24 protein-coding genes are annotated in these 26,737 nt (G+C 40.7%); 7 read left to right on the top strand and 17 right to left on the bottom strand.

From position 1 onward, the window contains the following. Position 1: 1 nt before the first annotated feature. The gene (rppH, locus tag H5186_RS16300) at positions 2 to 523 is read right to left on the bottom strand and encodes an RNA pyrophosphohydrolase (RefSeq protein WP_145240920.1); all 522 of its coding nucleotides are present in this window, start codon (positions 521 to 523) and stop codon (positions 2 to 4) included. Positions 524 to 950: 427 nt separating this feature from the next. Here rppH and mutH point away from each other — a divergent pair, with 427 nt between their 5' ends. Next, complete coding sequence (gene mutH, locus H5186_RS16295) at positions 951 to 1,622, top strand: DNA mismatch repair endonuclease MutH (RefSeq protein ID WP_149981676.1); 672 nt, start codon at positions 951 to 953, stop codon at positions 1,620 to 1,622. 106 nt (positions 1,623 to 1,728) lie between these two features. On the opposite strand, the gene eno is transcribed toward mutH, so the two are convergent. The 5 genes from eno to rlmD all read right to left on the bottom strand — a co-directional run bounded on the left by eno (position 1,729) and on the right by rlmD (position 9,223). After that, a complete protein-coding gene (gene eno / locus H5186_RS16290; RefSeq protein ID WP_145240917.1) occupies positions 1,729 to 3,027 on the bottom strand; it encodes a phosphopyruvate hydratase in 1,299 nt (432 codons plus the stop codon). 111 nt (positions 3,028 to 3,138) lie between these two features. Beyond that, positions 3,139 to 4,773, bottom strand: coding sequence for a CTP synthase (locus H5186_RS16285; RefSeq protein ID WP_145240916.1), 1,635 nt, complete (start codon positions 4,771 to 4,773; stop codon positions 3,139 to 3,141). A gap of 138 nt (positions 4,774 to 4,911) precedes the next feature. Then, a complete protein-coding gene (gene mazG / locus H5186_RS16280; protein WP_145240915.1) occupies positions 4,912 to 5,724 on the bottom strand; it encodes a nucleoside triphosphate pyrophosphohydrolase in 813 nt (270 codons plus the stop codon). An 8-nt stretch (positions 5,725 to 5,732) separates the two neighbouring features. Continuing rightward, positions 5,733 to 7,889, bottom strand: a complete 2,157-nt coding sequence (gene relA, locus H5186_RS16275; protein WP_182794685.1) for a GTP diphosphokinase — start codon at positions 7,887 to 7,889, stop codon at positions 5,733 to 5,735. Between the two features lie 8 nt (positions 7,890 to 7,897). Beyond that, positions 7,898 to 9,223, bottom strand: a complete 1,326-nt coding sequence (gene rlmD, locus H5186_RS16270; RefSeq protein ID WP_182718027.1) for a 23S rRNA (uracil(1939)-C(5))-methyltransferase RlmD — start codon at positions 9,221 to 9,223, stop codon at positions 7,898 to 7,900. 98 nt (positions 9,224 to 9,321) lie between these two features. Here rlmD and barA point away from each other — a divergent pair, with 98 nt between their 5' ends. Further along, entirely contained in the window at positions 9,322 to 12,087 is a 2,766-nt protein-coding gene (barA, locus tag H5186_RS16265; protein WP_149981683.1) for a two-component sensor histidine kinase BarA, read from the top strand. Here the strand turns inward: barA and H5186_RS16260 are convergent. Beyond that, positions 12,084 to 13,013 carry a hypothetical protein gene (locus H5186_RS16260; RefSeq protein WP_182794684.1) on the bottom strand — a complete coding sequence of 310 codons (930 nt, stop codon included), beginning with the start codon at positions 13,011 to 13,013 and terminating at the stop codon, positions 12,084 to 12,086. The two genes, barA and H5186_RS16260, sit on opposite strands and share 4 nt — an antisense overlap. 127 nt (positions 13,014 to 13,140) lie before the next feature. On the opposite strand from H5186_RS16260, the gene H5186_RS16255 reads away from it, so the two are divergent. After that, positions 13,141 to 13,608, top strand: coding sequence for a YcxB family protein (locus tag H5186_RS16255; RefSeq protein ID WP_145240906.1), 468 nt, complete (start codon positions 13,141 to 13,143; stop codon positions 13,606 to 13,608). Positions 13,609 to 13,634: 26 nt separating this feature from the next. Here H5186_RS16255 and csrA read toward each other — a convergent pair whose 3' ends face one another. The 5 genes from csrA to ribA form a co-directional block, all read right to left on the bottom strand. Beyond that, positions 13,635 to 13,826: a carbon storage regulator CsrA gene (csrA, locus tag H5186_RS16250; RefSeq protein WP_004587515.1), complete on the bottom strand. Its 192-nt coding sequence runs from the start codon at positions 13,824 to 13,826 to the stop codon at positions 13,635 to 13,637. 689 nt (positions 13,827 to 14,515) lie between these two features. Then, complete coding sequence (gene alaS, locus H5186_RS16245; RefSeq protein ID WP_145240904.1) at positions 14,516 to 17,116, bottom strand: alanine--tRNA ligase; 2,601 nt, start codon at positions 17,114 to 17,116, stop codon at positions 14,516 to 14,518. Between the two features lie 19 nt (positions 17,117 to 17,135). Next, positions 17,136 to 17,588 carry a regulatory protein RecX gene (locus H5186_RS16240; RefSeq protein WP_182718042.1) on the bottom strand — a complete coding sequence of 151 codons (453 nt, stop codon included), beginning with the start codon at positions 17,586 to 17,588 and terminating at the stop codon, positions 17,136 to 17,138. Positions 17,589 to 17,599: 11 nt separating this feature from the next. Then, positions 17,600 to 18,388 carry a BPSS1780 family membrane protein gene (locus H5186_RS16235; protein ID WP_149981689.1) on the bottom strand — a complete coding sequence of 263 codons (789 nt, stop codon included), beginning with the start codon at positions 18,386 to 18,388 and terminating at the stop codon, positions 17,600 to 17,602. 78 nt (positions 18,389 to 18,466) lie between these two features. Next, positions 18,467 to 19,090, bottom strand: a complete 624-nt coding sequence (ribA, locus tag H5186_RS16230; RefSeq protein WP_145240900.1) for a GTP cyclohydrolase II — start codon at positions 19,088 to 19,090, stop codon at positions 18,467 to 18,469. A gap of 255 nt (positions 19,091 to 19,345) precedes the next feature. On the opposite strand from ribA, the gene H5186_RS16225 reads away from it, so the two are divergent. Beyond that, positions 19,346 to 20,428 (top strand): energy transducer TonB, encoded by a 1,083-nt coding sequence (locus tag H5186_RS16225; protein WP_145240898.1) that lies wholly within the window; start codon positions 19,346 to 19,348, stop codon positions 20,426 to 20,428. A gap of 74 nt (positions 20,429 to 20,502) precedes the next feature. Here H5186_RS16225 and H5186_RS16220 read toward each other — a convergent pair whose 3' ends face one another. From H5186_RS16220 to H5186_RS16205, 4 genes are all read right to left on the bottom strand, one after another. After that, positions 20,503 to 20,955, bottom strand: a complete 453-nt coding sequence (locus H5186_RS16220; RefSeq protein ID WP_145240896.1) for a low molecular weight protein-tyrosine-phosphatase — start codon at positions 20,953 to 20,955, stop codon at positions 20,503 to 20,505. A 72-nt stretch (positions 20,956 to 21,027) separates the two neighbouring features. Continuing rightward, complete coding sequence (locus tag H5186_RS16215; RefSeq protein WP_149981694.1) at positions 21,028 to 21,243, bottom strand: TIGR02450 family Trp-rich protein; 216 nt, start codon at positions 21,241 to 21,243, stop codon at positions 21,028 to 21,030. A gap of 306 nt (positions 21,244 to 21,549) precedes the next feature. Further along, the gene (locus H5186_RS16210) at positions 21,550 to 22,068 is read right to left on the bottom strand and encodes a hypothetical protein (protein ID WP_149981696.1); all 519 of its coding nucleotides are present in this window, start codon (positions 22,066 to 22,068) and stop codon (positions 21,550 to 21,552) included. 69 nt (positions 22,069 to 22,137) lie between these two features. Then, entirely contained in the window at positions 22,138 to 22,644 is a 507-nt protein-coding gene (locus tag H5186_RS16205; RefSeq protein ID WP_182739897.1) for a DUF3087 domain-containing protein, read from the bottom strand. A gap of 152 nt (positions 22,645 to 22,796) precedes the next feature. On the opposite strand from H5186_RS16205, the gene H5186_RS16200 reads away from it, so the two are divergent. The 3 genes from H5186_RS16200 to H5186_RS16190 are packed head-to-tail and all read left to right on the top strand — an operon-like array spanning position 22,797 to position 24,638. After that, positions 22,797 to 23,435, top strand: a complete 639-nt coding sequence (locus H5186_RS16200) for an energy transducer TonB (RefSeq protein WP_182759493.1) — start codon at positions 22,797 to 22,799, stop codon at positions 23,433 to 23,435. A gap of 26 nt (positions 23,436 to 23,461) precedes the next feature. Continuing rightward, positions 23,462 to 24,013: an RNA polymerase sigma factor gene (locus tag H5186_RS16195; RefSeq protein WP_182739898.1), complete on the top strand. Its 552-nt coding sequence runs from the start codon at positions 23,462 to 23,464 to the stop codon at positions 24,011 to 24,013. After that, positions 24,000 to 24,638: a hypothetical protein gene (locus H5186_RS16190; protein WP_182794683.1), complete on the top strand. Its 639-nt coding sequence runs from the start codon at positions 24,000 to 24,002 to the stop codon at positions 24,636 to 24,638. The genes H5186_RS16195 and H5186_RS16190 overlap by 14 nt, the downstream gene beginning before the upstream one ends. Positions 24,639 to 24,699: 61 nt before the next feature. On the opposite strand, the gene H5186_RS16185 is transcribed toward H5186_RS16190, so the two are convergent. Next, complete coding sequence (locus H5186_RS16185; protein ID WP_310737090.1) at positions 24,700 to 26,499, bottom strand: P-loop NTPase fold protein; 1,800 nt, start codon at positions 26,497 to 26,499, stop codon at positions 24,700 to 24,702. Between the last annotated feature and the right edge of the window lie 238 nt (positions 26,500 to 26,737).

Raw genomic sequence — 26,737 nt, 5'->3', positions numbered from 1 at the left:
ATTATTTACCTTTATGGCGCCACGTATCTTTGGACTGTTCACGTTTATTAAAAGGCATCGCAAAGGGTGCGAATTCTTTCATAACACGGCGATAAACATCGCGTTTAAACGATACAACTTGCCTTACCGGATACCAATAACTTACCCACCGCCAATCATCAAATTCCGGATGATGTGTTTTTAGTAAGTTGACGTCTTCGTCTTTACAACGCAGTTTCAATAAAAACCATTTTTGCTTTTGCCCAATACACACCGGACTGGAGTCTCGGCGGATCAAACGCTTGGGCAATTTATAACGTAACCAATGTTTTGAACTTGCGACAATTTCTACATCTTCAGGGCGCAAGCCGACTTCTTCGTGTAATTCACGAAACATGGTCTGCTCTGCTGTTTCGCCACTATCAACACCACCTTGAGGAAACTGCCAAGAATGCTGACCATAACGTCTGGCCCAAAAGACCTGTCCCTGATTATTGCAAATTACAATTCCGACATTGGCACGAAAACCTTCGGCATCAATCACCTTAGTGCCTCATTTGTAAGTCGATTTTTAATGATTGTTCCACATTACCTGCAATACGGCAAACAATATTCAGAGTTTTACGCATCTTACTCACAGCTTGTGCATAACTTTAGTTTATACAGCTCATTTTGCAAACAAATCCACAATAACAGATCCAATAACTTGCCTTTTCCACAGTTTCTGTGGATAACATTGTTCATAGTTATGTATTTATCCCAACAAGTTTTCAACACAGCTTAAAGGCTTTACAAATTCAACAGTTAAAAACCATTAAATTCAATACATTAAGCTTAAAGTCAGCAAGTTTCACCTTGTCTAAAAACACAGCGAACTATCACTGGACAAAAAACACCCAAACGCAAAGATATCCACGGTTAAACTCTTTTGCTATCATGAGTAGTGAATTTATACAACCAAATAACTCGCTATGAAACCGATAAAACCACATTCAATCAATGAATTAATGCAACGTGTTAGCAACATTGCAGGACTGACATTAGGCCAATTAGCAAGTCATTATCAGTTTAAAACACCTGAGCATTTATTAAAGGAGAAAGGCTGGACGGGGCAATTGATTGAATATGCATTAGGTGCTACAGCAGGTTCCAAACCTACCCCTGATTTTGAAGAGCTCGGGATTGAACTTAAAACGCTACCAATCTCATATAAAGGCAAACCATTAGAGACCACTTTTGTGTCTGTGACACCGTTATTGAATGTCACAGGTATGACATGGCAGCAAAGTAATGTGCGTAAAAAACTCAATCATGTCTTGTGGCTACCCATACTAGGCGAGCGCGACATTGTGCCATTTGATAGAACCATTGGTAGTGGCTTTTTATGGCAACCCTCAGCAGAGCAAGATGCGCAGTTACAGCGAGACTGGGAAGAACAAATGGAGCTGATAGCACTGGGACGTGTTGATGAGATCTCAGGGCATTTAGGGGATGCGATGCAAATTCGCCCAAAAGCAGCTAATAGCAGAATAGTCACCGATGCCATCGGTCCAAACGGGCAAATTATTAAAACCCTACCCCGAGGTTTTTATTTAAAAACCAGCTTTACAGGGCAGATTTTGAAGCAGCAATTTCAGCTTTAACGCCTAAAAATGCGCGAGATAAACTCGCGCCTACAAGGCACTTAAATAAAAATCCCCGCATTTGCGAGGATTTTTCAAAAGTTTAAATCAGCTTCTTATAAAAGAATTACTGACCTTTAACTTCTTTAAGACCATTAAAAGGTGCTTTAGCGCCTAATTGCTCTTCAATACGTAGCAATTGGTTGTACTTCGCTACACGATCAGAACGGCTCAATGAACCTGTTTTGATTTGACCAGCTGCAGTACCCACTGCTAAATCAGCAATTGTTGAATCTTCAGTTTCGCCTGAGCGATGAGAAATAACAGCAGTGAAACCAGCGTCTTTAGCCATTTTGATTGCAGCTAACGTTTCAGTTAGTGAACCAATTTGGTTAAACTTGATTAAGATTGAGTTAGCAATACCGTTGTCGATACCACGCTTTAAGATCTTAGTGTTTGTCACGAATAAATCGTCACCAACTAATTGGATCTTATCGCCAAGTAGTTTTGTTTGGTGTGCAAAGCCGTCCCAATCAGACTCATCAAGGCCATCTTCGATAGACACGATTGGGTACTGTTCAGTTAGATCTTTTAAGAAGTAGTTAAACTCTTCTGAGGTGAATTTTTTACCTTCGCCTTTAAGGTCGTAGATATTTGCTTCTTTGTCATAAAACTCAGACGCAGCACAATCAAGTGCTAGAGTAATGTCTTTGCCTAACTCGTAGCCTGCATTAGCAACAGCAACTTTAATTGCTGCAAGTGCCGCTTCGTTAGAGGCAAGGTTTGGTGCAAAACCACCTTCATCACCCACTGCGGTTGAATGACCATCAGCTTTAAGTACTTTGGCAAGGCTGTGGAATATTTCTGCACCCATGCGAAGCGCTTCACGGAAGTTGGCAGCGCCAACTGGCTGGATCATGAATTCTTGAATATCAACTGAGTTATCAGCATGCTCACCACCATTGATGATGTTCATCATTGGTAACGGCATAGAATAAACACCTGGTGTACCGTTTAAGTCAGCAATGTGCTCATAAAGCTCTACTTTTTTAGATTGTGCAGCAGCTTTTGCAGTTGCTAATGACACTGCTAAGATTGCATTTGCACCTAATTTTTCTTTATTTTCGGTACCATCTAAATCTAGCATTACTTGGTCAACAGTGCTTTGCTCTAGTGCATTTTGGCCAGCTAAGGCTGTCGCGATTTCATTATTAATAAAACCAACCGCTTTTAATACACCTTTACCTAAGTAACGTGCTTTATCACCATCACGTAATTCTAGTGCTTCGCGAGTACCTGTTGATGCACCTGATGGTGCAGCAGCGCGGCCCCATGAACCGTCAGCTAAATGAACATCAGCTTCTACAGTTGGGTTACCACGCGAATCCATAATTTCGCGACCGATCACTTTTACGATATTTGACATCTTGATTCCTCTTTTCCCAAAATGGTGAGTCTACTCCGACTTTATTAATTTTCCTTAATGCCGTCGACTTTGAAAACAAATAAGCCGTGCATAGTGCACGGCTTATTCATATTACGATGACGCTTTTTGATGAATATGCGCAGCGGCAACAAACCCTTCAAATAGCGGATGACCATCACGCGGTGTTGAGGTGAATTCCGGGTGGAATTGAGCCGCAATAAACCACGGGTGATCTTTATTCTCGATGATTTCAACTAGCTTCTTATCTTCCGATAAACCAGTGAAACTCAAGCCAGCTTTTTCAAGCTGTTCAACAAAATTATTGTTTACTTCGTAACGATGACGATGACGTTCAACAATCTCATCACTACCATATACTTCACGTACTTTTGAGCCTGGTGTTAAATGACATTTTTGTGCGCCTAAACGCATAGTGCCACCTAAATCAGATTTTTCGCTACGTGTTTCAATGTTGCCTTCAGCATCTAACCATTCTGTGATCAAACCAACCACAGGGCTTGACGAGTTAGCATTAAACTCGGTTGAGTTTGCATCTAATAAGCCTGCAACATTACGTGCATACTCAATTAGCGCAACTTGCATACCTAAACAGATACCAAGGTAAGGTACTTTATTTTCACGGGCATATTTTGCCGCTAAAATTTTACCTTCAACACCGCGACCACCAAAACCACCAGGAACTAAAATAGCATCAAGGTTAGCTAATAACTCAGTACCTTTACTTTCAACATCTTGTGAATCAACATATTGAATGTTTACTGTTAAACGATTTTTAAGACCTGCATGTTTAAGTGCTTCGTTTACAGATTTATAGGCATCAGGTAGTTCAATGTATTTACCAACCATACCGATAGTCACTTCACCCGTTGGGTTTGACTCTTGGTATAACACTTGTTCCCACTCAACTAAATCAGCTTCAGGGCAATCAAGATGGAAGCGACGACATACAAAGTTATCAAGCTCTTGCGATTTTAATAGCGCAGGAATTTTATAAATGCTGTCTACATCAGGTAATGAAATAACCGCTTTTTCTTCAACGTTAGTAAAAAGAGCAATCTTTGCACGTTCGTTATTTGGTAATTTACGATCTGAACGGCAGATAAGAATATCTGGTTGAATACCAATCGAGCGTAACTCTTTAACAGAATGCTGTGTTGGTTTGGTTTTCACTTCACCCGCAGGGCCTAAGAATGGCACTAACGTTAAGTGAATAAACAATGCGCGCTCACGGCCAATCTCTGTGCCAAGCTGACGAATTGCTTCTAAGAATGGTTGTGACTCAATATCACCAACCGTTCCACCAATTTCAACGAGTGCCACATCATGGCCTTCAGCACCGTCATAAACACGTTGCTTAATATCGTTGGTAATATGTGGAATAACCTGAATTGTTGCACCAAGGTACTCACCACGACGCTCACGACGCAGCACATCTTCATATACACGACCTTGTGTGAAGTTGTTACGGCTTGTCATTTTGGTACGGATGAAACGTTCATAGTGACCTAAATCAAGATCGGTTTCAGCGCCGTCTTCGGTGACAAATACTTCACCATGTTGAATTGGGCTCATTGTGCCTGGGTCAACGTTGATATAAGGATCCAGCTTTAAAATGGTAACATTTAAACCACGGGCCTCTAAAATAGCTGCCAACGATGCTGCTGCAATACCTTTACCCAACGAGGAAACAACCCCGCCGGTAACGAAGATAAATTTTGTACTCATGCGAACCCTAGAATATCAGGAATTAAAAGGAAAAATATAGAATCAAGACGGGGCGAAATTATAGCAAAGGCACTGCCATCAATCCAGCGAAAGTTAGTAATTCTCTGCACAAAAAACGCACTCAGCGTTTCGCATTATTTACTGCTGCTTTTTTATCGCATCCCATGCGGCATCCATTTCAGCAAGGGTTGCTGTATCAAGCGATTGCCCACGCTCACATAAATAGGCTTGTACTTTTTCAAATCGCGCTGAAAACTTATCGTTGGCGCTACGTAATAATTGCTCTGGGTCACGTTTAATATGCCGTGCTACATTAACTGTAGCAAACAATAAATCGCCGATTTCTTCTGCGCTGTGTGCTGAAAATGGATCAACGGCTAACGCTTCTTTTACTTCATCAACTTCTTCAGCCACTTTATCTAATGCACCATGATAACTAGGCCAATCAAAGCCTAATCCTGCAACCCGCTGCTGAATTTTTTTGGCTTTACTCAAACTAGGCAGATTTGCAGGTATATCTTGCCATAATGTGTTGCTCTGCGGTTCAGCTTTTGCTGCCCGCTCCTGTGCTTTTATGGTTTGCCACTGCTCACTGAGTTGTTGTTCAGTCAGCCCTTGCTGATCGGCAAATACATGTGGATGGCGACGCACTAACTTATTATTTAGCCCAGCCATTACATCATTAAAATCAAATAACCCTTGCTCTTGTGCCAATTGCGCATAAAAAATCACTTGAAAGAGTAAATCACCCAGTTCATTTTTGAGCTCACCGAAATCACCTTTTTCAATGCAATCGGCTACCTCGTATGCTTCTTCTAAGGTATGCGGTACGATGGATGTAAAGTCTTGCTTTAAATCCCACGGGCAGCCTGTTGCTGGATCACGTAATTTAGCCATAATGGCTAATAACTCAGTTAAGGTATTCGTCGAGGTATTAGTTGTCTGGTTCATTTACATTCCTAGTGACTACGTTTTGCTTCATGCACGCCTTCGATTTGATCTAATTTTGATAGTAATCGATTGGTACTTGATAAATCATGTACTTCCACTTGCATGGTAAACAACGCTAATTGGCGGTCGTCTACGGTTTCCATATTCATATTCAGCACATTAACTTTTTCATTGGCCAGTACCGAACTAATATCACGTATAAGCCCAGCTCTGTCACTTGCTTCAATTTTAATACACAGAGCATAAGAGCCGTTAATTTCGTCTGACCAACTAACCGCAATAACACGCTCAGGGTGTTGTGTTCTTAGATTATGAAAAGAATCACAGTCAGTCCTATGCACACCTATGCCACGCCCTTGCGTGATATAACCGATTATTGACTCACCAGGAACTGGGCGGCAACATTTAGCCACATGGCTCATTAAACTACCAACCCCATCAACCACGATACCATTTTTATCACCGCTGATTTTAGTCGGGTTCTTAAAGCGGATGACGGGCTCGTCATCAGAGCGATCCGTGATAAAATTCAGCAACTGATTTAAACGCACATCGCCGGCGCCAATCGCAACCATTAAGTCATCTAACTCTTTAAAGTTATAGCGAGTAATAGCCGGCTCTAAGTTTTTGTAGGTCAAATCGAGCTTTTGCAATTCGTTATCTAGAATTTCTTTACCAGCACTGAGATTTTTATCGCGATCGAGTTGTTTAAACCAGTGGTGTATTTTCGCTCTCGCGCGGGATGATTTAATATATCCCAGTGATGGATTTAACCAATCGCGGCTAGGATTAGGTTGTTTTTGGGTTAAAATTTCAACCTGATCGCCGGTGTGTAATTGATGGGTAAAAGGCACGATTTTGCCAAATACTTTTGCACCAATACAACGATGACCGACATTTGAGTGAATATAATAAGCAAAATCCAGTGGTGTTGCGCCCAGCGGTAAATCAAAAATATCGCCACGGGGAGTAAAAATATACACCCGATCTTCGACCACTTGATTTTTTAGCTCTTCGGCTAAATCGCTGCCATCAACCACCTCTTCTTGCCATTGCAATAATTTACGCAACCAGCTAATTTTTTGCTCATACCCAGAGCCACGCCCAGGTAACGCCCCTTCTTTATACATCCAGTGCGCAGCGACTCCGAGTTCAGCATCTTGGTGCATCGCGTGGGTACGAATTTGGATTTCAACCGTTTTGCCTTCTGGGCCAAATACTACGGTATGAATGGATTGATAACCATTTTGTTTAGGGGTGGCAATATAATCATCAAATTCTTTATTTAGATGACGCCAATTGGTGTGTACGATCCCCAGCGCACCGTAACAATCTTGCAATTCATCCACCACAATACGCATGGCGCGAATATCAAATAACTGGTCAAACTCGTAATTCTTTTGCGCCATTTTTTTGTAAATACTGTAGATATGTTTTGGCCGACCATATACCTCGCCTTTAATACCTGCTTGAGCCAGTTTAGTTTTAACTTGCTCAACCATATCTACCATATAAGCTTCGCGACCTAGGCGCTTATCATCCAATTGCTTGGCAATATTTTTATACACATCAGGGTGCAAATAGCGAAACGATAGATCTTCCAGCTCCCACTTTAATTGCCCAATCCCTAACCGGTTAGCAAGTGGCGCAAAGATATCAGCGGTTTCTTTTGCAGCAATCACCCGCTCTTCTTCGTTGGCGTTTTTAACCTCTCGTAAATGACATACCTGCTCAGCAAGTTTAATAACCACAGCGCGCACATCTTCAACCATCGCCAATAACATACGGCGTATATTATCAACTTGAACGGTGCCAGTACCTTGATGAGCCAAAGTGCTAATAGTAGCCATTTGTGCAACACCCGTTAGCAGAGTTGCCACATGGCTCCCCATCACATCGCTTACTGTATCGATGTCGATTAGATTAGCCAAAAAACTCGGCGTAATATATGCGGTAGCGAGGGTGTCTGCATCGAGATTCATTTCAACCAAAATTTCGACCATTTCCATGGCAATATTTTGTTGCTGATGATTATGCAGTTCAGCGCAAAGGGTATTCGCTTTACTTAATAGTTCGCGCTTTTCTTGCGTTAAGTTAAGTAAACCAAGTCGTGTGCTAAAATCACCCGGTTTGTCGTGTTGGTGTGATTGCCGAGTAGCTACCATAATGCGCTCTACCTCCGTTGAAATAACGCCATCGTTTCGATATGCCCCGTGTGTGGAAACATATTCATTAGCCCTATTTTTTCAAGTGAAAATGCAGCTTGCGTAATAATTGCGCTGTCACGGGCTAAAGTCACAGGGTCGCAAGATACATATAAAATCGTTTTAAATTGCTTCAGAGGCAGTTGCTCTAAAATAGCTAAGGCACCGGTACGTGAAGGGTCCAGTACTAATACATTCAACTCTTTACTAAACCACGGAGCTTGCTGCATTGTTTGTGTTAAATCAAAACAATGAAAATGAGCATTGGCTATATGGTTAGTTTGCGCATTTTGCGCCGCCATTGCAACCGCAGAAGCCACTCCTTCAACACCAATTACGCTTTTTGCGTTATTTGCCAGCGCTAAAGCGAAGTTACCAATCCCACAAAATAGGTCTAGTACCTGTTCGTCCCCTTTTAAACTAAGCCAGTCAACCGCTTGAGAAAGCATAGCTTGATTTACCTGCGCATTGACTTGAATAAAGTTTTCCAGCCCAAACGTAAATTTTAGTCCAAGCTCAGGTAAGCTATAAAACGGCATAGGTAAATGGCTGTGGTTAATTTGCTGAGTATCTCCTTGCCATATAATTTGCCACTGATGATCAAGCCCCTGCTGCTCAATAGTTGCTTTTAGCTTATCACTGATGCTTTTAGTGTGGCGGATCACCACAAAATTTTGCTCATCTGCTTGGCATAATTGTATATGGCTAACACTGCGAAGTTCGCCATATTGGTTTAATAACTGATCAAAAACAGTAAAAATTGCGGCAAAATCGTCACTCAGTACTGCACACTGCTGCACACTGATAATTTGTTTAGAACCTTGCGCGCGATAACCAACCCGCATTTTTTTTGCGGTTTTATCAAACATCACCGCTAACCGCGCACTGCGACGGTAGTGCGTCGGCTCGCTCAATAACGGGGCTTGCCAGTTCATTGCATCAAGCTTGGCAAACTTTGAAAACAGCTGGCTCACCGCCACTTGCTTTTCAACTAATTGTTGGTCAAGTCGCAAATGCTGTAATTGGCAACCACCACATTGTTGATAATGTTCGCAAAACGGTTTAACCCGTGCTTCACTGGCCTGCTCAACTTTTATCGTTTTAGCCGCGCTATAACGAGCTTTATCTTCGGTTAGTTTGGCCTTAACCGTTTCACCTGTCAGTGCACCGCTAACAAAGCACACTTTATTATTATGCTTGGCAATCCCCCGACCTTGATGATCCATTCCTGAAATGGCTAAAGTTAACGACTGTCCAGAAAGGGTTTTCTTTTTTGCTTGGAAAAACTGCGCCATCGGGCAACACCTTAAATATTGATTCTACGAGGGTGATTGATTACTAGCTTATAAGTATATACTCTTTAACTAACTAATAATGATAACAACGTTCACTTATGACTAAACTTGGTTTGCGCGACTCAGTTTTAACGCTAACACTTATTCCCACAGTGATTATCGGATTACTACTTGGCGGCTATTTTACAATAAATCGTTACATTGAGCTTGATGAAATTTTATATCAGCAAGGTGCGACTATCTCCGAGCCCCTGTCGATTGCCATTGAACAGCCATTATTAGCAAAAAATAAACAGCTACTAAACCGTTTGATCAGCCATGCGCATAATAAACACTCTCCAGCAATTAAAACCATCGCCATTTTTGACGAGCATAATGAACTGGTATTAACCAGTAACTATCACCGTGACTTTGATGATCTACTGCACAGTGAGTACTTGCAAGCAGGAAAAAACACCAAAGTAGTGCCCAGCGACCACTTAATTACATTTTTTACGCCGATCATCAACCACTCAACGCCAGACGCACAGTGGAATAATGCAACGTTTCAAACATCCCTTGGCACTGTGGTTATTCAGCTCAACAAAGACCAAGCGATTATTGGTCAGCAACAGGCATTACTAGTCAGCGGTATTGTCATTATTTTAGCCTTAGTGTTGGCGGCTATTTTAGCCATCAGGCTTAGCCATATGTTTATGACCCCATTAAATAAGTTAGTACTGGCTACCGACAAATTAATCGAAGGGAAAAGAGAAACCGGCCTAACCGCTCCGATGATGGGCGAGTTTGAATTATTACGCCAAGGGCTAAACACCATTTCTGATACTATGGTGATGCAAAAAGATGAAATGCAAAAGCACATCGATCAGGCGACCAGTGACTTGCGCGAGTCGTTAGAATTATACGAAACACAAAATATTCAGCTCAGTATTGCTAAAACCGATGCCCAAGACGCCAACCGCGTAAAATCGGACTTTTTAGCGAAAATGAGTCACGAACTACGCACACCACTTAATGGTGTCATTGGCTTTACTCGTCAATTACATAAAACACCGCTAAATAAACACCAAAAAGATTACCTCGATACCATCGAACTCTCAGCCAATAGTTTAATGACTATCATCAGCGATATTTTAGATTTTTCGAAGCTTGAAGCAGGCGCCATGGAACTTGAGTCCATTCAATTTCAACTACGTGACACAATAAACGAAGTACTTACGCTACTGGCTCCCAGTGCGCATGAAAAACAATTAGAGCTATCGATTTATATCAACTCACTAGTACCTGATAACATTACTGGTGATCCGACCCGCTTTAAACAAATTCTGATCAACTTGATTAGTAATGCAATTAAGTTTACTGAAAAAGGCTCAATTAAAATTGATGTTGGCCATCGTTTACTTGATGAAGAACGGACCTCAGTGTTAGTGTCGGTAACCGATACAGGCGTTGGCATTCCAATGGATAAACAAGATGCCTTGTTCACTCCTTTTGGCCAAGCTGATTCAAGCATTACCCGTAAATTTGGTGGCACAGGCCTTGGCTTAATTATTACCAAGCACATAGTTGAAACCATGGGTGGCCGCATTACCTTAAACTCAGCACCTGGTAACGGCACCTGCTTTACTTTTAATGGTGTATTTAGGCTTCCAAGCCATATTTATAACAGCGACTTACCAAGTAGATCTCTTGCAAATAAACGTATTTTATACCTAGAACCGCATGAACATACCCATAATGCGGTGCTCTCTTTACTCACCGAGTGGCAAACAAGGGTTACTGCGTGCTTTGACCAAGAAACCTTTTTACAAGAGTTAAACAAAGAGTTTAATTACGATATTTGTATTATTGGTCATGTTGCCGCAGTTGACGAAATGCAACGCTTAAAAAGCTATATCAAAGCAGTCCGTGAATCGACTGACTACCTGTATTTAATGCTTAATTCGGTATCGCATAATATGCGCGAAGCATATATTGGCTGTGGTGCAGATGCGTGTTTAAGTAAACCGCTGAACCACCGCAAGCTCTGTGAAGTGCTTGCAGCACCTTATCGACTCGATCATCCCGTACACAATATTGAAGAAAATGACGAAAAGTTATTACCGCTAAAAGTATTAGTCGTTGATGATAATGATGCCAATTTAAAGTTACTTTGTACTTTATTAGAAGAGCAAATTGAAACTATCGATACCGCTCATAATGGCTCACAAGCCTATAGTTTGAGCAAAAGCCATAAATACGACATTATTTTTATGGATATTCAAATGCCAATTATGGACGGTATTACCGCCTGTAAACTGATCCTAGAATCATCCTTAAACGAAGATACCCCTATTATTGCAGTCACAGCACACGCCTTAGCAGGCGAGAAAGAGCAACTTATTACCGATGGCTTTAAAGGGTATTTAACTAAACCTATTGATGAAGATATGCTGAAACAAATTATCAGTGATCATAGTCCACAATCACCGCTGCGACGAGACAAAAGCCGCAATGAGCTAGTTGCTATTGAGCCTCCTTTTGTAAGCTCTTCACTGGATTGGCCATTAGCACTGCAACGTGCCGGCGGTAAAAACGAACTGGCGCTTGAAATGCTTAATATGTTGTTACTCAGTGTGCCAGAAACCCTGCGACTACTTGAAGAAGCAACCGCCAGCCAAGATTGCGAACATGTGCTAAGTATTATTCATAAATTTCACGGTGCTTGTTGTTACACTGGCGTACCCAAGCTCAAGGCACTCGCTGAAGCACTGGAAACCGCGTTAAAAGGCGATTGTGATTTAAGTTATATTGAGCCTGAGCTTTTTGAGCTGCAAGACGAACTTGAAAACCTGATGACCGATGCCGGCTTAGCCGAACATTAACGGCAGATCCGCTGAAGTGATTTACCACTTTTTAAGCTACTGATCTGCCAAGTTACATCTGTATCTTGTTGCACCAGACTTACTTTGGCAATGTCACTAAACATAAAATCACCGGGTACATTAAGTCGCGTTAAATTTTGTGATAATGGTTGCTGACAATAAGGGCCTGTATCACCGTGGATCACTAATACCGGCTTTTTTACTGTGTTTACAAATTCCGCCAAAGCATCGCGATACACTTTAAAACCATCACACTGTTCTGGCTGAGTTTTACTGCATGCTGGTTGTGCTGTTTGATGGGTGTAAATATCCGCCTGAAAAGCAATCACATAACCTTTGGCTGCTGAGTTTGCTTGCGCTAACCAGTTAAGGTTGTTGCCGTCTCTTGTATCAGCTTGTTGATAAGCAAGTTGTTTATCACTTTTTAGCACCTCTCGACGGCCATTGTGGGTGCCTGCAATATGCAGCGTTATAAACTCTACATCAGCGAACCGCCAACGCGCATTTTCGTGCATGCTAGGCTGTTGCTGAAAATCAACTAAGGTATTGGCTTTTTCAAGGTATTTATCATCAAACATCAAGGTTTTTAAAAATACCAAGCGCTCTAATTCATCATAACGAGGAGTTAAATTTTTGCGGTCGCAATCAGTCCATTCATTGTCACCGGGGGTGTAAATAAATGGCTGCGTAGTTAAAGAGGTAAGTAACTGTTTATGCTTCTCAAGCAACTCATTGGTGCAAGGCTCAGAACCGGATTTCATATCGCCAACATGGATCAAAAAAGCATGCTCAGTCGTTTTTATTTTTTTACCCAAAGCTCCTATTGGCGCTAAATTCATTTCATCAATTGGAGTATATGGCATATCCCCCATCACCAAAAACGCATTACTGGACAGCGCCCAAGTCAAACCAATTAAACTAAACATCACCATCCCCTATCACGCAAATAGATCTTAAGCTCTCATAGTAACAAACAAATGAACAGTTAAAAGAACGGCTTTTTGCGACTAAGCTTGCTAAAATAACCGCACAGTAATCCTGAATTTGTTAATCATGTCATTTAGCACCACTTATACATTAGATAAACCCTACTTTTACGAATGTTTTGATGAGTCTCTGCCTTACAGCGCACAAGCAAAGCCGAAATATGTTTTTTTAGTATTATTGGTTAGTTTAGGACTTACAGCTATTTATTGGTTAGAAAAACACTATTTAGGAAATTTCTTGATCATGGCCGCAGTACTTGAATGTGTTGCTTTTTATTATCGCAGGCCTTGGTGGGTAACGCGGCAAATGCTTAGTCGAGCATCAGGCTCTGAGGCAACGTTAACTATTGATGAAAGCGGTTTTAAAAGCGAAAACCCACATAAAAGCTATCAGCTAGCATGGCAAGATATTGATGAAGTAATTTTTACTGTTCGCGGTATTATTTTAAAAAGTCGTCGCGGCATGCAGTACGTTTCAAACAGCGTACTGAGTGATGAGATTATTGAATACATAAAAAAAAGAGCCACTAAATAGTGGCTCTTTCATATCAATTAAATTGATTAAGCATTGCCCGGATTTGGGTTAGACTTTTCAGCTTGAATACGCATGTAAATTTCTTCACGGTGTACCGAAACGTCTTTAGGTGCATTAACACCAATACGTACTTGATTTCCTTTAACACCTAGTACAGTGACAGTTACTTCGTCACCAATCATTAGGGTTTCACCTACTCGACGAGTTAGTATTAGCATTCTCTTGCTCCCGTATTCCAATAAATTAAAAGATTCCGCGTCTGTATATTAAAGAAAATAAGCCTTAATAGTAAGTAAAAACTCTAAATCGATTCATTTTCTGTTAAAAAAACTCTTTATAATGCGCCTATTGCCAATTCTAAGTATGTTTCATCTATTCAAACTAATATTTTAATATCAGATCTTGATACGTGTTTACGTTAATCTATAAAAACAAACTTACTACACTAGGATATGATTTCATAGTCACTGCCTCAATGGCGACTTTAGTAACTGAGCAACCAACAGAAATTTCTTTACTGTTAATATAATGGTGGTTGTCATTTAATACTTCAAGTAGTTACTAAAATCTTTTCTGTGCACTATAACGGTAGTCGATATAAGCATAGCCTATTTTTTCAAAGTTATGATTAATCTTAACTATTTGGACGCAGTTATCGAGAAAAAGTTTCAATAAAAATTAGTTTTATCATCGCTGTGGAGAGTTTATGGGGATGGTTCCGAGTTTTTTCGTAATTAAGGTAAATCCAGTGGCAATAAAAAATGCGGTAGTGTGTATTTAGTAAGGTATGCCGTTTTAGCTATAAATTTAGGACGTGGCTTAGCTGTTAAAGCAGATTTAGAGTATACACCTTAAGAGACTCAATTGAGCCTCCTAAAGTGTTAAATCAACTTTACGTACTGAGCTATTAAGTACGCTCAGTTAACCAAGCGGTTACGCTATCAAGTGCTGCAGTTAAGTTTTGCGGCTCAGAGCCACCAGCTTGCGCCATATCAGGACGACCGCCGCCTTTACCACCAACTTGTGATGCCATGTGATTTACCAGCTCACCGGCTTTCACTTTGCCAGTTAAGTCTTTAGTCACACCAGCAATTAAGCTTACTTTGTCGCCATCAGCAACACCAAGTGCAATAACACCTGAGCCAATCTTGTTTTTAAGGTCATCAACCATGCCGCGTAAGGCTTTTGATTCAGTGCCTTCAACGTTTGCCACAAGTAATTTAACACCGTTAATTTCAACAATTGAATCAATTAATGATGCACCCGCAGCACTGGCTAGCTTGTCGCTTAGCTGTGCTATTTGTTTTTCAAGCCCTTTCGACTTTTCAAGCAAGGCAGTTACTTTTTCAAGTACTGATGCGCTGTCGCCTTTAACAAGAGCCGCTACGTCGTTTAGGTGTTGCTCTTGCTCACTTACATAAGCAATTGCATCAGCACCTGTTACCGCTTCAATACGGCGCACACCGGCAGCAATACCGCTCTCAGAAACTATTTTGAATAAACCGATATCACCAGCACGATTTACGTGAGTACCACCACACAGTTCTATAGAGTAATCACCAATAGTCACTACGCGAACTTCATCATCGTACTTCTCACCAAATAACGCCATTGCGCCTTTTTCTTTGGCGGCATCGATTGCCATCAGCTCAGTATTTAGTGCAAAGTTACGACGGATCTCGTCATTCACAACTCGCTCAATTTCACGTAGTTCAGCTTTCGTGACTGCTTCAAAATGCGAGAAGTCAAAACGTAAACGTTCAGGGTCTACGAGCGAACCTTTTTGCGACACATGATCGCCCAATAACTGACGTAGTGCTTCATGTAAAATATGCGTCGCTGTATGATTCTTTTTAACACGATCACGGCGCTTATCATCAATGTTAGCGTCAACTTTATCATTCACACCAATACGCCCCATCACTGTTCCGTGATGCGCGAATGCATTACCAAGTTTAGTAGTATTAGTTACTGTAAACTCACCGCCAGCTACCGTTAATGTGCCGGTGTCGCCAACTTGGCCACCAGATTCAGCGTAAAACGGTGTGCGATCTAGTACCACAATGCCTTGTTGGCCATCTTCAAGTACTGATACAGCTTCACCTTGCGCGAACATTTCAATCACAGTGCCACTATAGTGCGTTGCGTCATAGCCTTTAAAGTCAGTGTGTTTGTCAGACTTTAATTGCTGGTTATAGTCAGCACCAAATTTACCAGCTTGTTGTGCAGTTTTACGCTGTACAGCCATGCACTCTTGGAAGCCTTGCTCATCAATCGTCATAAAGCGCTCACGCGCTACATCTGCGGTTAAATCGGCAGGGAAACCATAGGTGTCATATAATTTGAATACCAATTCACCTGGGATCACATCGCCAGTTAAATCAGTCAGGCTTTCTTCTAAAATAGCTAAACCACGCTCAAGAGTTTTGCCAAACTGCTCTTCTTCAATACGCAGTACTTTTTCGATGATTTCTTGCTGTTTTGCAAGCTCTGGATACGCTTGACCCATTTGTTCGATTAGCGCAGCAACTAACTTATAGAAGAACGAACCTTGTGCGCCAAGCTTGTTACCATGGCGAACTGCACGACGAATGATACGGCGCAGTACATAACCACGGCCTTCGTTTGATGGCATAACCCCATCAGAAATTAAAAACGCACATGAACGAATATGATCCGCCACTACGCGCAGTGATTTATCATCCATATCTTGTGCATTGGTAACTTCTGCAGCAGCTTTAATTAAGCCTTGGAATAAATCGATTTCGTAGTTTGAATGCACGCCTTGTAAAATTGCAGCAATGCGCTCAAGACCCATACCTGTATCAACAGACTGCTTAGGAAGCGGCTCCATCGTACCGTCGCTTTGACGGTTATACTGCATAAATACCAAGTTCCAAATTTCAATGAAACGGTCGCCATCTTCTTCAGGTGAGCCTGGAGGTCCGCCCCAAATCTGTTCGCCATGATCATAAAAAATTTCAGAACATGGACCACACGGGCCAGTATCACCCATTGACCAGAAATTATCTGAAGTAGCAATACGAATAATGCGATCTTCAGGCAAACCAATTTCGTTAGCCCAATAACCAAATGCTTCTTCATCATCATGATAGATAGTAACGAGCAGTTTTTCTTTCGGCAGTTTTACAACGTCAGTCAAAAACTCCCACGCAAACTTAATCGCGTCTTGCTTAAAGTAATCACCAAAGCTGAAGTTACCTAACATTTCGAAAAATGTATGGTGGCGTGCTGTGTAGCCTACATTTTCTAAATCATTATGCTTACCACCGGCACGCACACAACGTTGTGAGCTAGTTGCGCGGTTATAAGGGCGGCTTTCGGCGCCTAAAAATACATCTTTAAATTGCACCATGCCGGCGTTATTAAATAATAACGTCGCATCGTTACCCGGAATAAGCGAGCTTGATGGAACAATTTGGTGTTGTTTAGAGGCAAAAAAATCTAAAAACTGTTGCCTGATCTGTGCGGTAGTCATGTGCTGCATGTGAACGTCTCACCCATTTTTACTGTGCTTGCATTGCAAAATCTATTTGTTCGTAACTGAACCCTCGATACATTAAGTAGCGCACGCGCTTAGCTTTTTCTTTGTGATCGAAGTCGTCCTGTGAATTTGAATACTTCTTTAAATACGCATCCTGCGCTAACCCAAACCAATCAATTTCGAATGATTCAATCACACTTTCTAACAGTGCTCGGTCAATCCTTTTGCCCATGGCTTCGCTTTGAATACGTTTTAAGCCATGTTTTTTAGCAATGTGGCGACGTACAAAACCTTCAACATAACGCTGCTCATTTATAAAATTGTGCTCTTCACACCAATCTAATAAAGCTTCGATAAATTCAGGCGTCGCCTCTTTTTGCTGTAATTTTTGGGTTAACTCTCGACGCGAATATTCTTGGCGCCCGAGTAACCAAAGTACATAATTTTTTAACTTCTTTTGTAATGCTTCATCCATTTCTTCAGCCATTATGCGTCAAAACGACCGCTTTGATCATTATGCTGCGGCGCAACAGGCTCTGCCTCTGCAGGCGGTACGATCGGCATAAAAATAGCTTGATAAGAAACAAAAAAGCTAATGTAGCAAATTGGCATTAAAACCAACAGCGGCAAGAATGATAAAAACATTGAAAGCATCATCAAGCCTGCAGTAATTGCCCCATATACACTCAATGGTGCCATGTTGTGGTAAAACACCATAAGTGAGCTTTTTAGCACCTCAAAAATACGTTTTTGTTGATTAAAATAAACCAACGGCACTGCATAAGAAAAAGCCGTTAAATACACCGATAACGCAATTAAAAACAGCGCCAAATTTGCCATCGAGATGCTATCAATTACTTGCTGCAAGGCAATGTTAGGATCGACATTCGGATTACTCATAATCTCAACAGCTTCAGCAAATAAGCCAGCAGCTAACAAGGCCATTAGCACACCTGCCGCCATTTGATAAAGCGCTAAACGAAGCAGCCCCATGCGATTACCCTTGGCGGTAAACGGCTTTAGGATATCGGCCAACATAATTTTGCCGCCTTGCTGTTTGGTGATCACCGCTTGATAAAACCCCGCAGTTAAGAATGGCGTGGCAATGGCTGCTATAATTTGTAAAAAAGGTAAAAATAGCGATAGTAAACCAATAATACCTATAAATAAGTGCATAAAAATAAAGGTAAAAGGCTGAGTTTTAAAAATAAGCCAGCCTGCTTTAAACCATTTCAGCCCTGCATCGGCCTTAAATACTCGTAATTCAATTGACATACTTGCTCTTAAATTAACAACAAAACACGCCGAGTATAACTCGGCGTTGGATGGGATTACATAGACGACAGCTTAAAATTACGGTTTTTTAATCTTCTTTATATCTAACATATGCGCACCATGCTTAATTTTCGTCTCTAGGTATGCTTTATTGCCCGCTAAACCAGCTTTAATGTGTGCATGCGTGCCAACCACTGATTCAACTTCAATACCTGCATCTTTCAAAGCATTAAGCTTTTTAGGATTATTGGTCATCAGCTTTACATGAGCCAACCCCATCGCTTCTAGCATTAATACCGCGTCAGAAAAGTCACGTAAGTCATCAGCAAAGCCCAAATGATTATTTGCTTCATAGGTATTCATACCTTGTGATTGCAATACATAGGCGTCAATTTTATTGTATAAACCAATACCACGCCCTTCTTGGCGTAAATAAAGTAAAATACCACCTTGTTGATGCATCATTTCAATACATTCGTTGAGTTGTTCACCACAATCACACCGTGATGAATGAAATACATCACCGGTTAAACATTCAGAATGCATACGAATAAGCGGCACAGACTGCTCGCTATCAGCACGATTAAACACCAAAGCAACATGCTCTTGGCCATCTTTTAAATCGCTAAATGACACGATTTCTGCGGGTATATCACTGTTTTTGCCAACATTTAGCTGGACTCTAGCTCTTACTTGCGCCACGACAAATCCAAAATTAAAAAGTAATGCGATAATGCAAACGTGATAATATCACAAAAACAAACTGCATTGAAAATAATACAACACCGCAATGAGTAATAACTATATTGAGGCAGTTACTCGCAATTCAAGCATTGCCCTGCGCTAAATCGACAATTCCACCCCACCAAAAACAAAATTCTTACCCGATACTCTAAATCAATGACATGGTTGTACCTATTTGGTATAATTTAATTAAACATAATAATAAGGAACATTATGAAAGCCTCCTCTCTACTACTTTGTCTTGCCATCGCCTATTCTGGTTATAGTCACGCCGATGAATCTATACATAGTCAATTTAAAATAGTTTACCAGCAATACCTTGATGCACAGCAACAAGGCAAAGGCGCAGAAGATAAAGCTGAACAAGCCTATTTGCTAGGTAAGCAAATCTATGGAGATAAATCAGATAACACTGCAAATTTAGCCATAAACTATGCTAATGAGCTTCATCAATACCCTGCAGAAAACAAACAAAAACGTTTTACCTTGTTTGAGCAGGCTTACACTATTTTAGCGGCTAATCATCCAGCAAGTAGCATTGAACTCATCGATGCATTGCTTGGTATGGCAACCAATACTGATTCGGTAAATAGAGCCGACGCCCTATACAAACAAGTTATTGAAATCGCTGCAGTCCAAAAAGTCCCAAAATTAGTAGCAGATATGAAACTGGCTGCAGCACAAGGATTAGCGTATGGCTTTCAAGGGAAGAAATACAACCAAGCCAAACGTTACCTACTTGAGGCAGACGAGTTTTACAGCCAAAACTTACCTGAGAACTCAGTAGAGCGGATCAAAGCTGACTTTTTAGTTGCCGCTTTTGCAGAAGGTAAAAGACAATATTCTAAAGCGATTGAGCGTTTAAATCGAGTTGTAAGTGTATTTGATGATGCGCTTAGCTTCGATCATGAAACAGAGCTTAGTGCTCACTCTAAATTAGTTCACCTTTATGAAAAAACAGGTAAAAGTGACGAAGCGACCAAACATTGTTTAGCTATAGCTAAAATGGTGCCGTGGCAAGAAAACCAGCAACAAACCCCACTTTATCGTCAAGAACCTAACTACCCAGATAGTAAAGCAAGGTTTAGGCAAGATGGTTCAGTGCAAATGGAATTTGACGTTAACACCGCTGGCTTTGTAAAAAATATCACTATCATTAAATCTGAAGGTGGTGAAGCATTTGAACAAGAAGCCATTAAAGCAATGGAAAAGTGGCGTTATGCCCCTAAGTTTGAAGACGGAAAAGCAGTGGTTGCAAAAGCTCAAGTGCAGCTAGACTTTAAAATTGGCAGGTAAATACACGTAATTACTAATAACATCAGTGTTTGTAATACTGTTTATAAACACGTTTTAAGCCCAGCATGACTGGGCTATTTTTGTAAGGTATCGAGTATTTTGTCACTGGCATCCTCGATTAAATCAAGTACCTGTTCAAAACCATTTTCGCCACCATAATAAGGGTCGGGGATCTCATCAACGCAGGTTCCATAAGCTAAAAATAACGACAGCTTATACTGCAAATGCGCCGGACAAAGTGCAGTTAGATCAGCTAAATTGGCTTTATCTGCAGCGAGGATCAAATCAAAGTACTCAAAGTCATGAGCGTTGACTTGTCGTGAACGTATCCCCTCAAAGCTATAGCCACGTTTAAGTGCCGCCGCTTGCGAGCGTTTATCGGGAGGATTACCAATGTGGTAGCCTGCGGTACCCGCTGAGTCAATTTCAAACTGTGATCCACGCTGTAATGCTTTAGCCTTTAACACCGCCTCCGCAGTCGGTGAGCGGCAAATATTACCTAAACAAACGATCAGTATTTTTTTCATGATTAAATTTCATCCACTAGCATCAACATGCATTCATAAGATACCAATAAAATTAAAACCTGCATACCAAGGTTACTTCCAACCTTGTAACCAGCGCTGTTGATCTTTTAAATCATGCCAATTTATTTCCATCGAACGCTTTGACATCACCGCTTCAATAACACAGCTGATAACAACGCCCTCTTCATCAAACTCCATATCGGTAATCATAAAATGCTTTTCTTTATTGACGGGTGAAACGGCCGTCCATTTACTGTTTAATAGTTTTCTGTGGTTAATTTTATTCATATGATTCCTATCTAACATCATTAAGCATTGATCATCGTGATACGTAAACACCACCCACTGCGTTTACATTTAACTGAATGAAATGTGATTTTACAGCTAACTAATCACAGCTGCATAGAGGTATAAGTCTGGCTCGACCATCAAGTGGGTTGTCTATTTTCAGGTAGTATTTACCAAGCAGGGTTGGAATTTGCGGTGCTAGTAAGAGGAATTAAATAACCAGTTACATCAGATGACTCACTATGTATTACAAGGTAGAGGTAGGCTTTAATTTATCACTAAAGCCTATATAAGCTAATGCAATTATTAAAATTCGTAACTAATACTCACGCCACCATCAGCGCGTTTTTCATTACTGTTGCTGCCTTCACCGTAGCCTAATTCAAAACGAACGCGCCAACCGCCTTCATTTAAACCACTAAAAAGGTAACTATAACTCACGCCTACACCGTTGGTCGTTTCTGTATCAAACATACCTGATAGTGCACAGCCAAAAATATTACCAAATGCCTCACCAATGTCTTTATCATCAGTATCCGAACACTCACGACCATCATCTTGTGCACCAATGGCGCCAACAACTAAGCCTAAAGCATGCTTTTTATCGCTCGTTAGCGCATGTTCAAACCCGACAGAAAAACCATCATCTAAGCCTATTTTATAGTTAGCATACCAGCGCTGTGTACCTTGTGCTGCTGATAATGATACCTCTGGTATAACAAAGTAAGGGTAGCCGCCACCGATTGAAAAATTAACATCGTTTGCATTAGATGAAAAAGTACAAATCGTTAGCAAAGCACCTAGGCAAAGCTTGTTTAATGTCATTAAAGTTCCTTTTAAGTTTTTTATTATAAAGCGAACGCTACTTTACACATTTTAGAAACAAAAAGGCAACTAAAATTGCTTCAAAATAACATCATCATAATCATCAACGTTTAACGTCACATTAAACTTAGCCGCCACACTGTCAAGCTCAGCTTGCTTAATAGCTAATTCATCCATGGTGATAGTGTTATCGTCTAGTTGCCATAATAACCGCGAGCCAGCATAACTATAATGAATTGCTAACAATGCTTGAGGATTTCCCTCTCGCCCCGCCGCTTTTAATTTTGCCATTTTTCGGGTGATTTTATTCAATGCTTGTTTGAGATCCCACACATACACCACTTCGGTCATATATTCATGTGTGCGGTATTTATTCAGCGCCCAGCCAATTGTTAGGCTAGTAATAACTACACCTATTAAATTCCAATGAAAATGACTGCCACTTTCATCAGGGAATAACGCGATTAGTAGTTGTGAGATTGCTAAACTGCCAATAGCCAACGCCAAGCCGCAGCCGATAATAACGCGGTTTAAATGCTTACGATAACGAGCTTTATCAATTTGAATAAGTTGCATAACTGCCTAATAAAATAAAAACCAAAATTCACAGCCGCCATTGTAACCAATGCCCATAAGCAAACACGAAACTTTTTAAAAATATTTCACCCCTTTTTAATCTAGCGCACGTTTTAGTGATGAATACCACTTAACTTATCGAGGATTTGCTTATGCAAACAGTAGCTTTACCACACACTAATCATGCTTTAAAAACATCAACGGCCATTGTTGGCGGTGCAGCCATGACCTTTGCGGCATTTGCATTTATGCAGTACTTAATTAGTGGCGAGCAACGCGCGCCAAGCTTTATTGATGACAGCATCATTGTAGAAATATTCCAAGCACCAGAAGATTCTAAAGTGCAGCACAAGCAAACCTTGCCGCCGCCACCTAAAATGCAAACGCCGCCTAAAGTGCCGCCGCGTACACCGCCAAGTACTGATACTAATATAGTAACAACCGCAATAACGCCAGATATAAGTATTGATAAAATAGGTGGCGATATAAAAGCTAACTTACAGCGACCAACCGGTGATGCGACCCCCATAGTACGTATAAATCCTAAATACCCGCCCATTGCCGCACGAGAAGGCATTGAAGGCTGGGTACAATTAAGCTTTAATGTATCTCAAACCGGTGAAGTAATAGATGCACAAGTTACTGACGCAGAACCAAAACGCATTTTCGACCGTGAAGCACTACGGGCAATTAAACGCTGGAAATACCGCCCAAAAGTGATTGATGGCGTAGCACAAATGCAAACTGGGCAAAGTGTACAACTTGATTTTAAGTTAGACCAAACGCAATAAAAGCTCATTAACGGATAAGGGTGCCTATGCTTACAAGCTTAAAGTCATGGTTTATTAGTCAGCCCAGTAACGACTACTTGGCTGACTACGCAAAAAGTGGCGACAATCGCCACTTAACTAAACTCGTTACTTTGTTTGGCAACGATTTATATCATTACTTAGTCACGCAAAGTAATGAGCAACTCGCCTTTGATATAAGCCAACAAACATGGTTAAAAGTGATGGAAAAACGCCATTATTATCAACCGCAAGACAACCCGAAAGCCTGGTTGTTCCGCCTTGCCCGTAATGCGTTAATCGATGAGTTTCGCAAACAACAGCGTTTTGTAGAATTAGAAGACGATACTGCAATTGCAGCACCTAATACTCAGCAAAGCTTTGATTACGAAGTCTTTAACCACGCTTTAATGCAACTAAGCTTTGTACAACGCGAAGCGCTCAGCTTACAGCAAGAAGGCTTTTCGCTTGAAGACATACAACAGATCACCCAAAGCAATCATGAAACCGTAAAAACGCGGCTACGTTATGCAAAACAAAACTTAAAAACATTATTAGGAGGCTACCATGAACAAGCATAACGAACAGTTTGAGCAGCAACTTAACCAGCATTTTAGTGAGCGTAAAAAACGCCACACACTGACGCCAGAACAACAGGCATTATTTACGCAAATGCCGAATCAAAAAGCTAATAAAAAGCCGACTCGATTTTTATTACCCCTGCAAATGACCGGCCTCGCCTGCGCTTTAGTAGTACTGGGCTTTACCGTGTTTAATACCACAGATAACACCACAGATAACAACACAGAACAACAACACACACTTAACAACACCTTTGCCGTACAGCAAAGCAGTTACCACTTTATAGAAGTACACCAAGTAGATAATGCGGGCAGTTATTCAAGTGAGATAACCCGCCAAAAACAACAACTCGATGACAAACTCGCCGCCGACCTGCGCCTACACCAACAACGCTATATAGAATACGGGCAATTAGTAAAAGTGGATAACGACTGGTACATCGCCAGCTGCCACAGCGAAGTACTCATTCAAATAAAAGACTCGCTATTGAATAACTTAAAAACCAAACACGCTATAGAGAGCAATATAATGAAAGGCGACATGCTCGCCATGGCCCACAACAGCCAAGGCCAGATCATAGCGCTTAAACATGCGGGAGATGGGGTAAAGATGTGTAGGGGGTGATTTTTACCACTGAGGGCACAGAGGCGCTGCGCTACACAGAGATTGTCAATTATCATGCTTATTAACTATCTCCCATATAATCTAACGGCGAAGATAGCTCTACAAAATCACGATAATGTTCTTTAGTAATTTGATCATATTTGTCTTTGATATAAATATAGTTTACCCAGGGGATTGTTACTTTTTGAGAAATTCCAGAAAGAATGTTAGCTAATTCCCTTTCAGCTTTTTCTAATTCAGAAATTCTGTCTTCAAAACCCGCATATAAGAAGTCAAAATCACTTTCAAAGCCATTAAAAATTTTACAAAAAATCTTTTCTATAAACTCAGATAATAATACTGGGTAGTTTCCCTTACAGTAATCATTTCTTTGATAGGTCATATTGCTAATATAGAATCTAGTAGTGTAAATTTCAGGGTCTATAAAATATAAAAGTTCAGTAGAAGCATAAATATCTAAAATTTGTCCCTCTAGGAACTCACTTAGACTAATTTTTCTAGGCTCACCTTTGTCATTTTTCCCTTCTCGTTTAAATCGTCCACTTATGATCTCTTCGTACAATGGATGATCTTTTTCATAGATACAGAACAAAGTAGCTAAAACAAGAATATCAACTTTTTTGCCGCTTGGTAAATTAGCAATAATTGCTGTAATACGCTCCGTAATTTGAATCGCAGCTCTCGCAGATACTTGAAAAGCATCTAATACAACTGAAATATTAGCGAACGCAGTTTCAGCTTTTTCAGTCTGAGGCAAGATTTGAATATTTCTGCTCTTGAGATATTCTGGATCAAACTTTGTTCTGTCAGCATGCACATTTAAAAAATCACTTAGTGCAGGTCGTTTTAAACTATAGCGGCTGTTAAAAAATCGACCTAAATATACCTTAGCATCAAACCCTTCTCCATAAACTGACTTAATTGTATGTTGGAGTTGCTCAGTATCTGTTGCCACAACAAATACGATACCTTTAACATCAAATATATGCTTTATAGTTTCGAGCATTTCCACAGCATAACTTGGGCGACAACGATCTAACTCATCGATAAAGACAAAAATAGGTAATTCTTTACCTTCCTGCTGCTCAAATTTACTGACCCAATCTGCTAGCTTAGACTTTATTACCTCGATGCTTTTACTTTTCGCTTCATGCTCTTTAATAAGGTTCTGAGCAAGAGCTTTAACTGCGGGTGAAAAAGCTGAGCTATTTTGTTTGCTAGATTCTACATTCTCAGTTTCTCCACCTTCATCATCTGAAAATAATAATGTATTTAACTCATTTAAATCGATACCAGTTATTTTTTTCGTTAACCCCTGTGCAATGGCGGGTGCAACCGCTTTAAATATCGACGCAGCTTTATTCGGAATAGTAATAGCGAAATTTGCCTGCGCACTAAGCTGCTTAATAATGCCAGCAATAACTGTTAGAAAAGGATCGTCTGAGTAATCTTGTTGCCAAGCATCGATATAAACAACCGGAAAGTTTTTGAGTTCCTGCGACCAGCGCTTGAGAAAATATGTTTTACCTGCGCCCCACTCGGCATTTAAGTTTAATACGTAGTTTCTCTTTTGCTCTTCTTGCGGCCTATTTTCGTCAAAACCTTCTTGAATTAATAATCTTGTGAGAAATGTTGCGTATCTAGCTCTATCTAACTTATCAGCGGAAAAGTACTCATCTATCTTACGATTTGGCGGTGTGCTCCAATCAAAGTCATTTATATCGGCCATCAAATTCCCTCTTAAATATATATTTTTTATATAGTGCCATACAAAGTCAGGTAAATATAATTCTTCAATAGATCTCATAGAAATGTACTGAGGAAGACCTTTTGTCTTGCCTTGAGCAAACTCTAATCTCACGTTTAACAACCTTCCCCCGTCATCACGCCCTGAAAATAAGTAATTGATGAGTAATATCGCGCATGGCAGGATTTTGTTCCCGACAAATCCTAAGTACCTACATCCATGTAGGCAATGCGCGATAACGCGAAACTAGGCCATGGGTGAAAAGCGCAGCTTTGAACGAGAGGCCATGGATGGCCGAACTGGGGAGCGTACAAGGATGTGTAAGTTGGCCTATCTTCGCCGTTTACGTTCA

This window comes from Pseudoalteromonas sp. SG41-2 (assembly GCF_014164535.1).
GTDB classification, from domain to species: Bacteria; Pseudomonadota; Gammaproteobacteria; order Enterobacterales; family Alteromonadaceae; genus Pseudoalteromonas; species Pseudoalteromonas rhizosphaerae.
The sequence above is the reverse complement of the archived record's forward strand: the minus strand, read 5'-3'. Positions and strand labels throughout refer to the sequence as shown.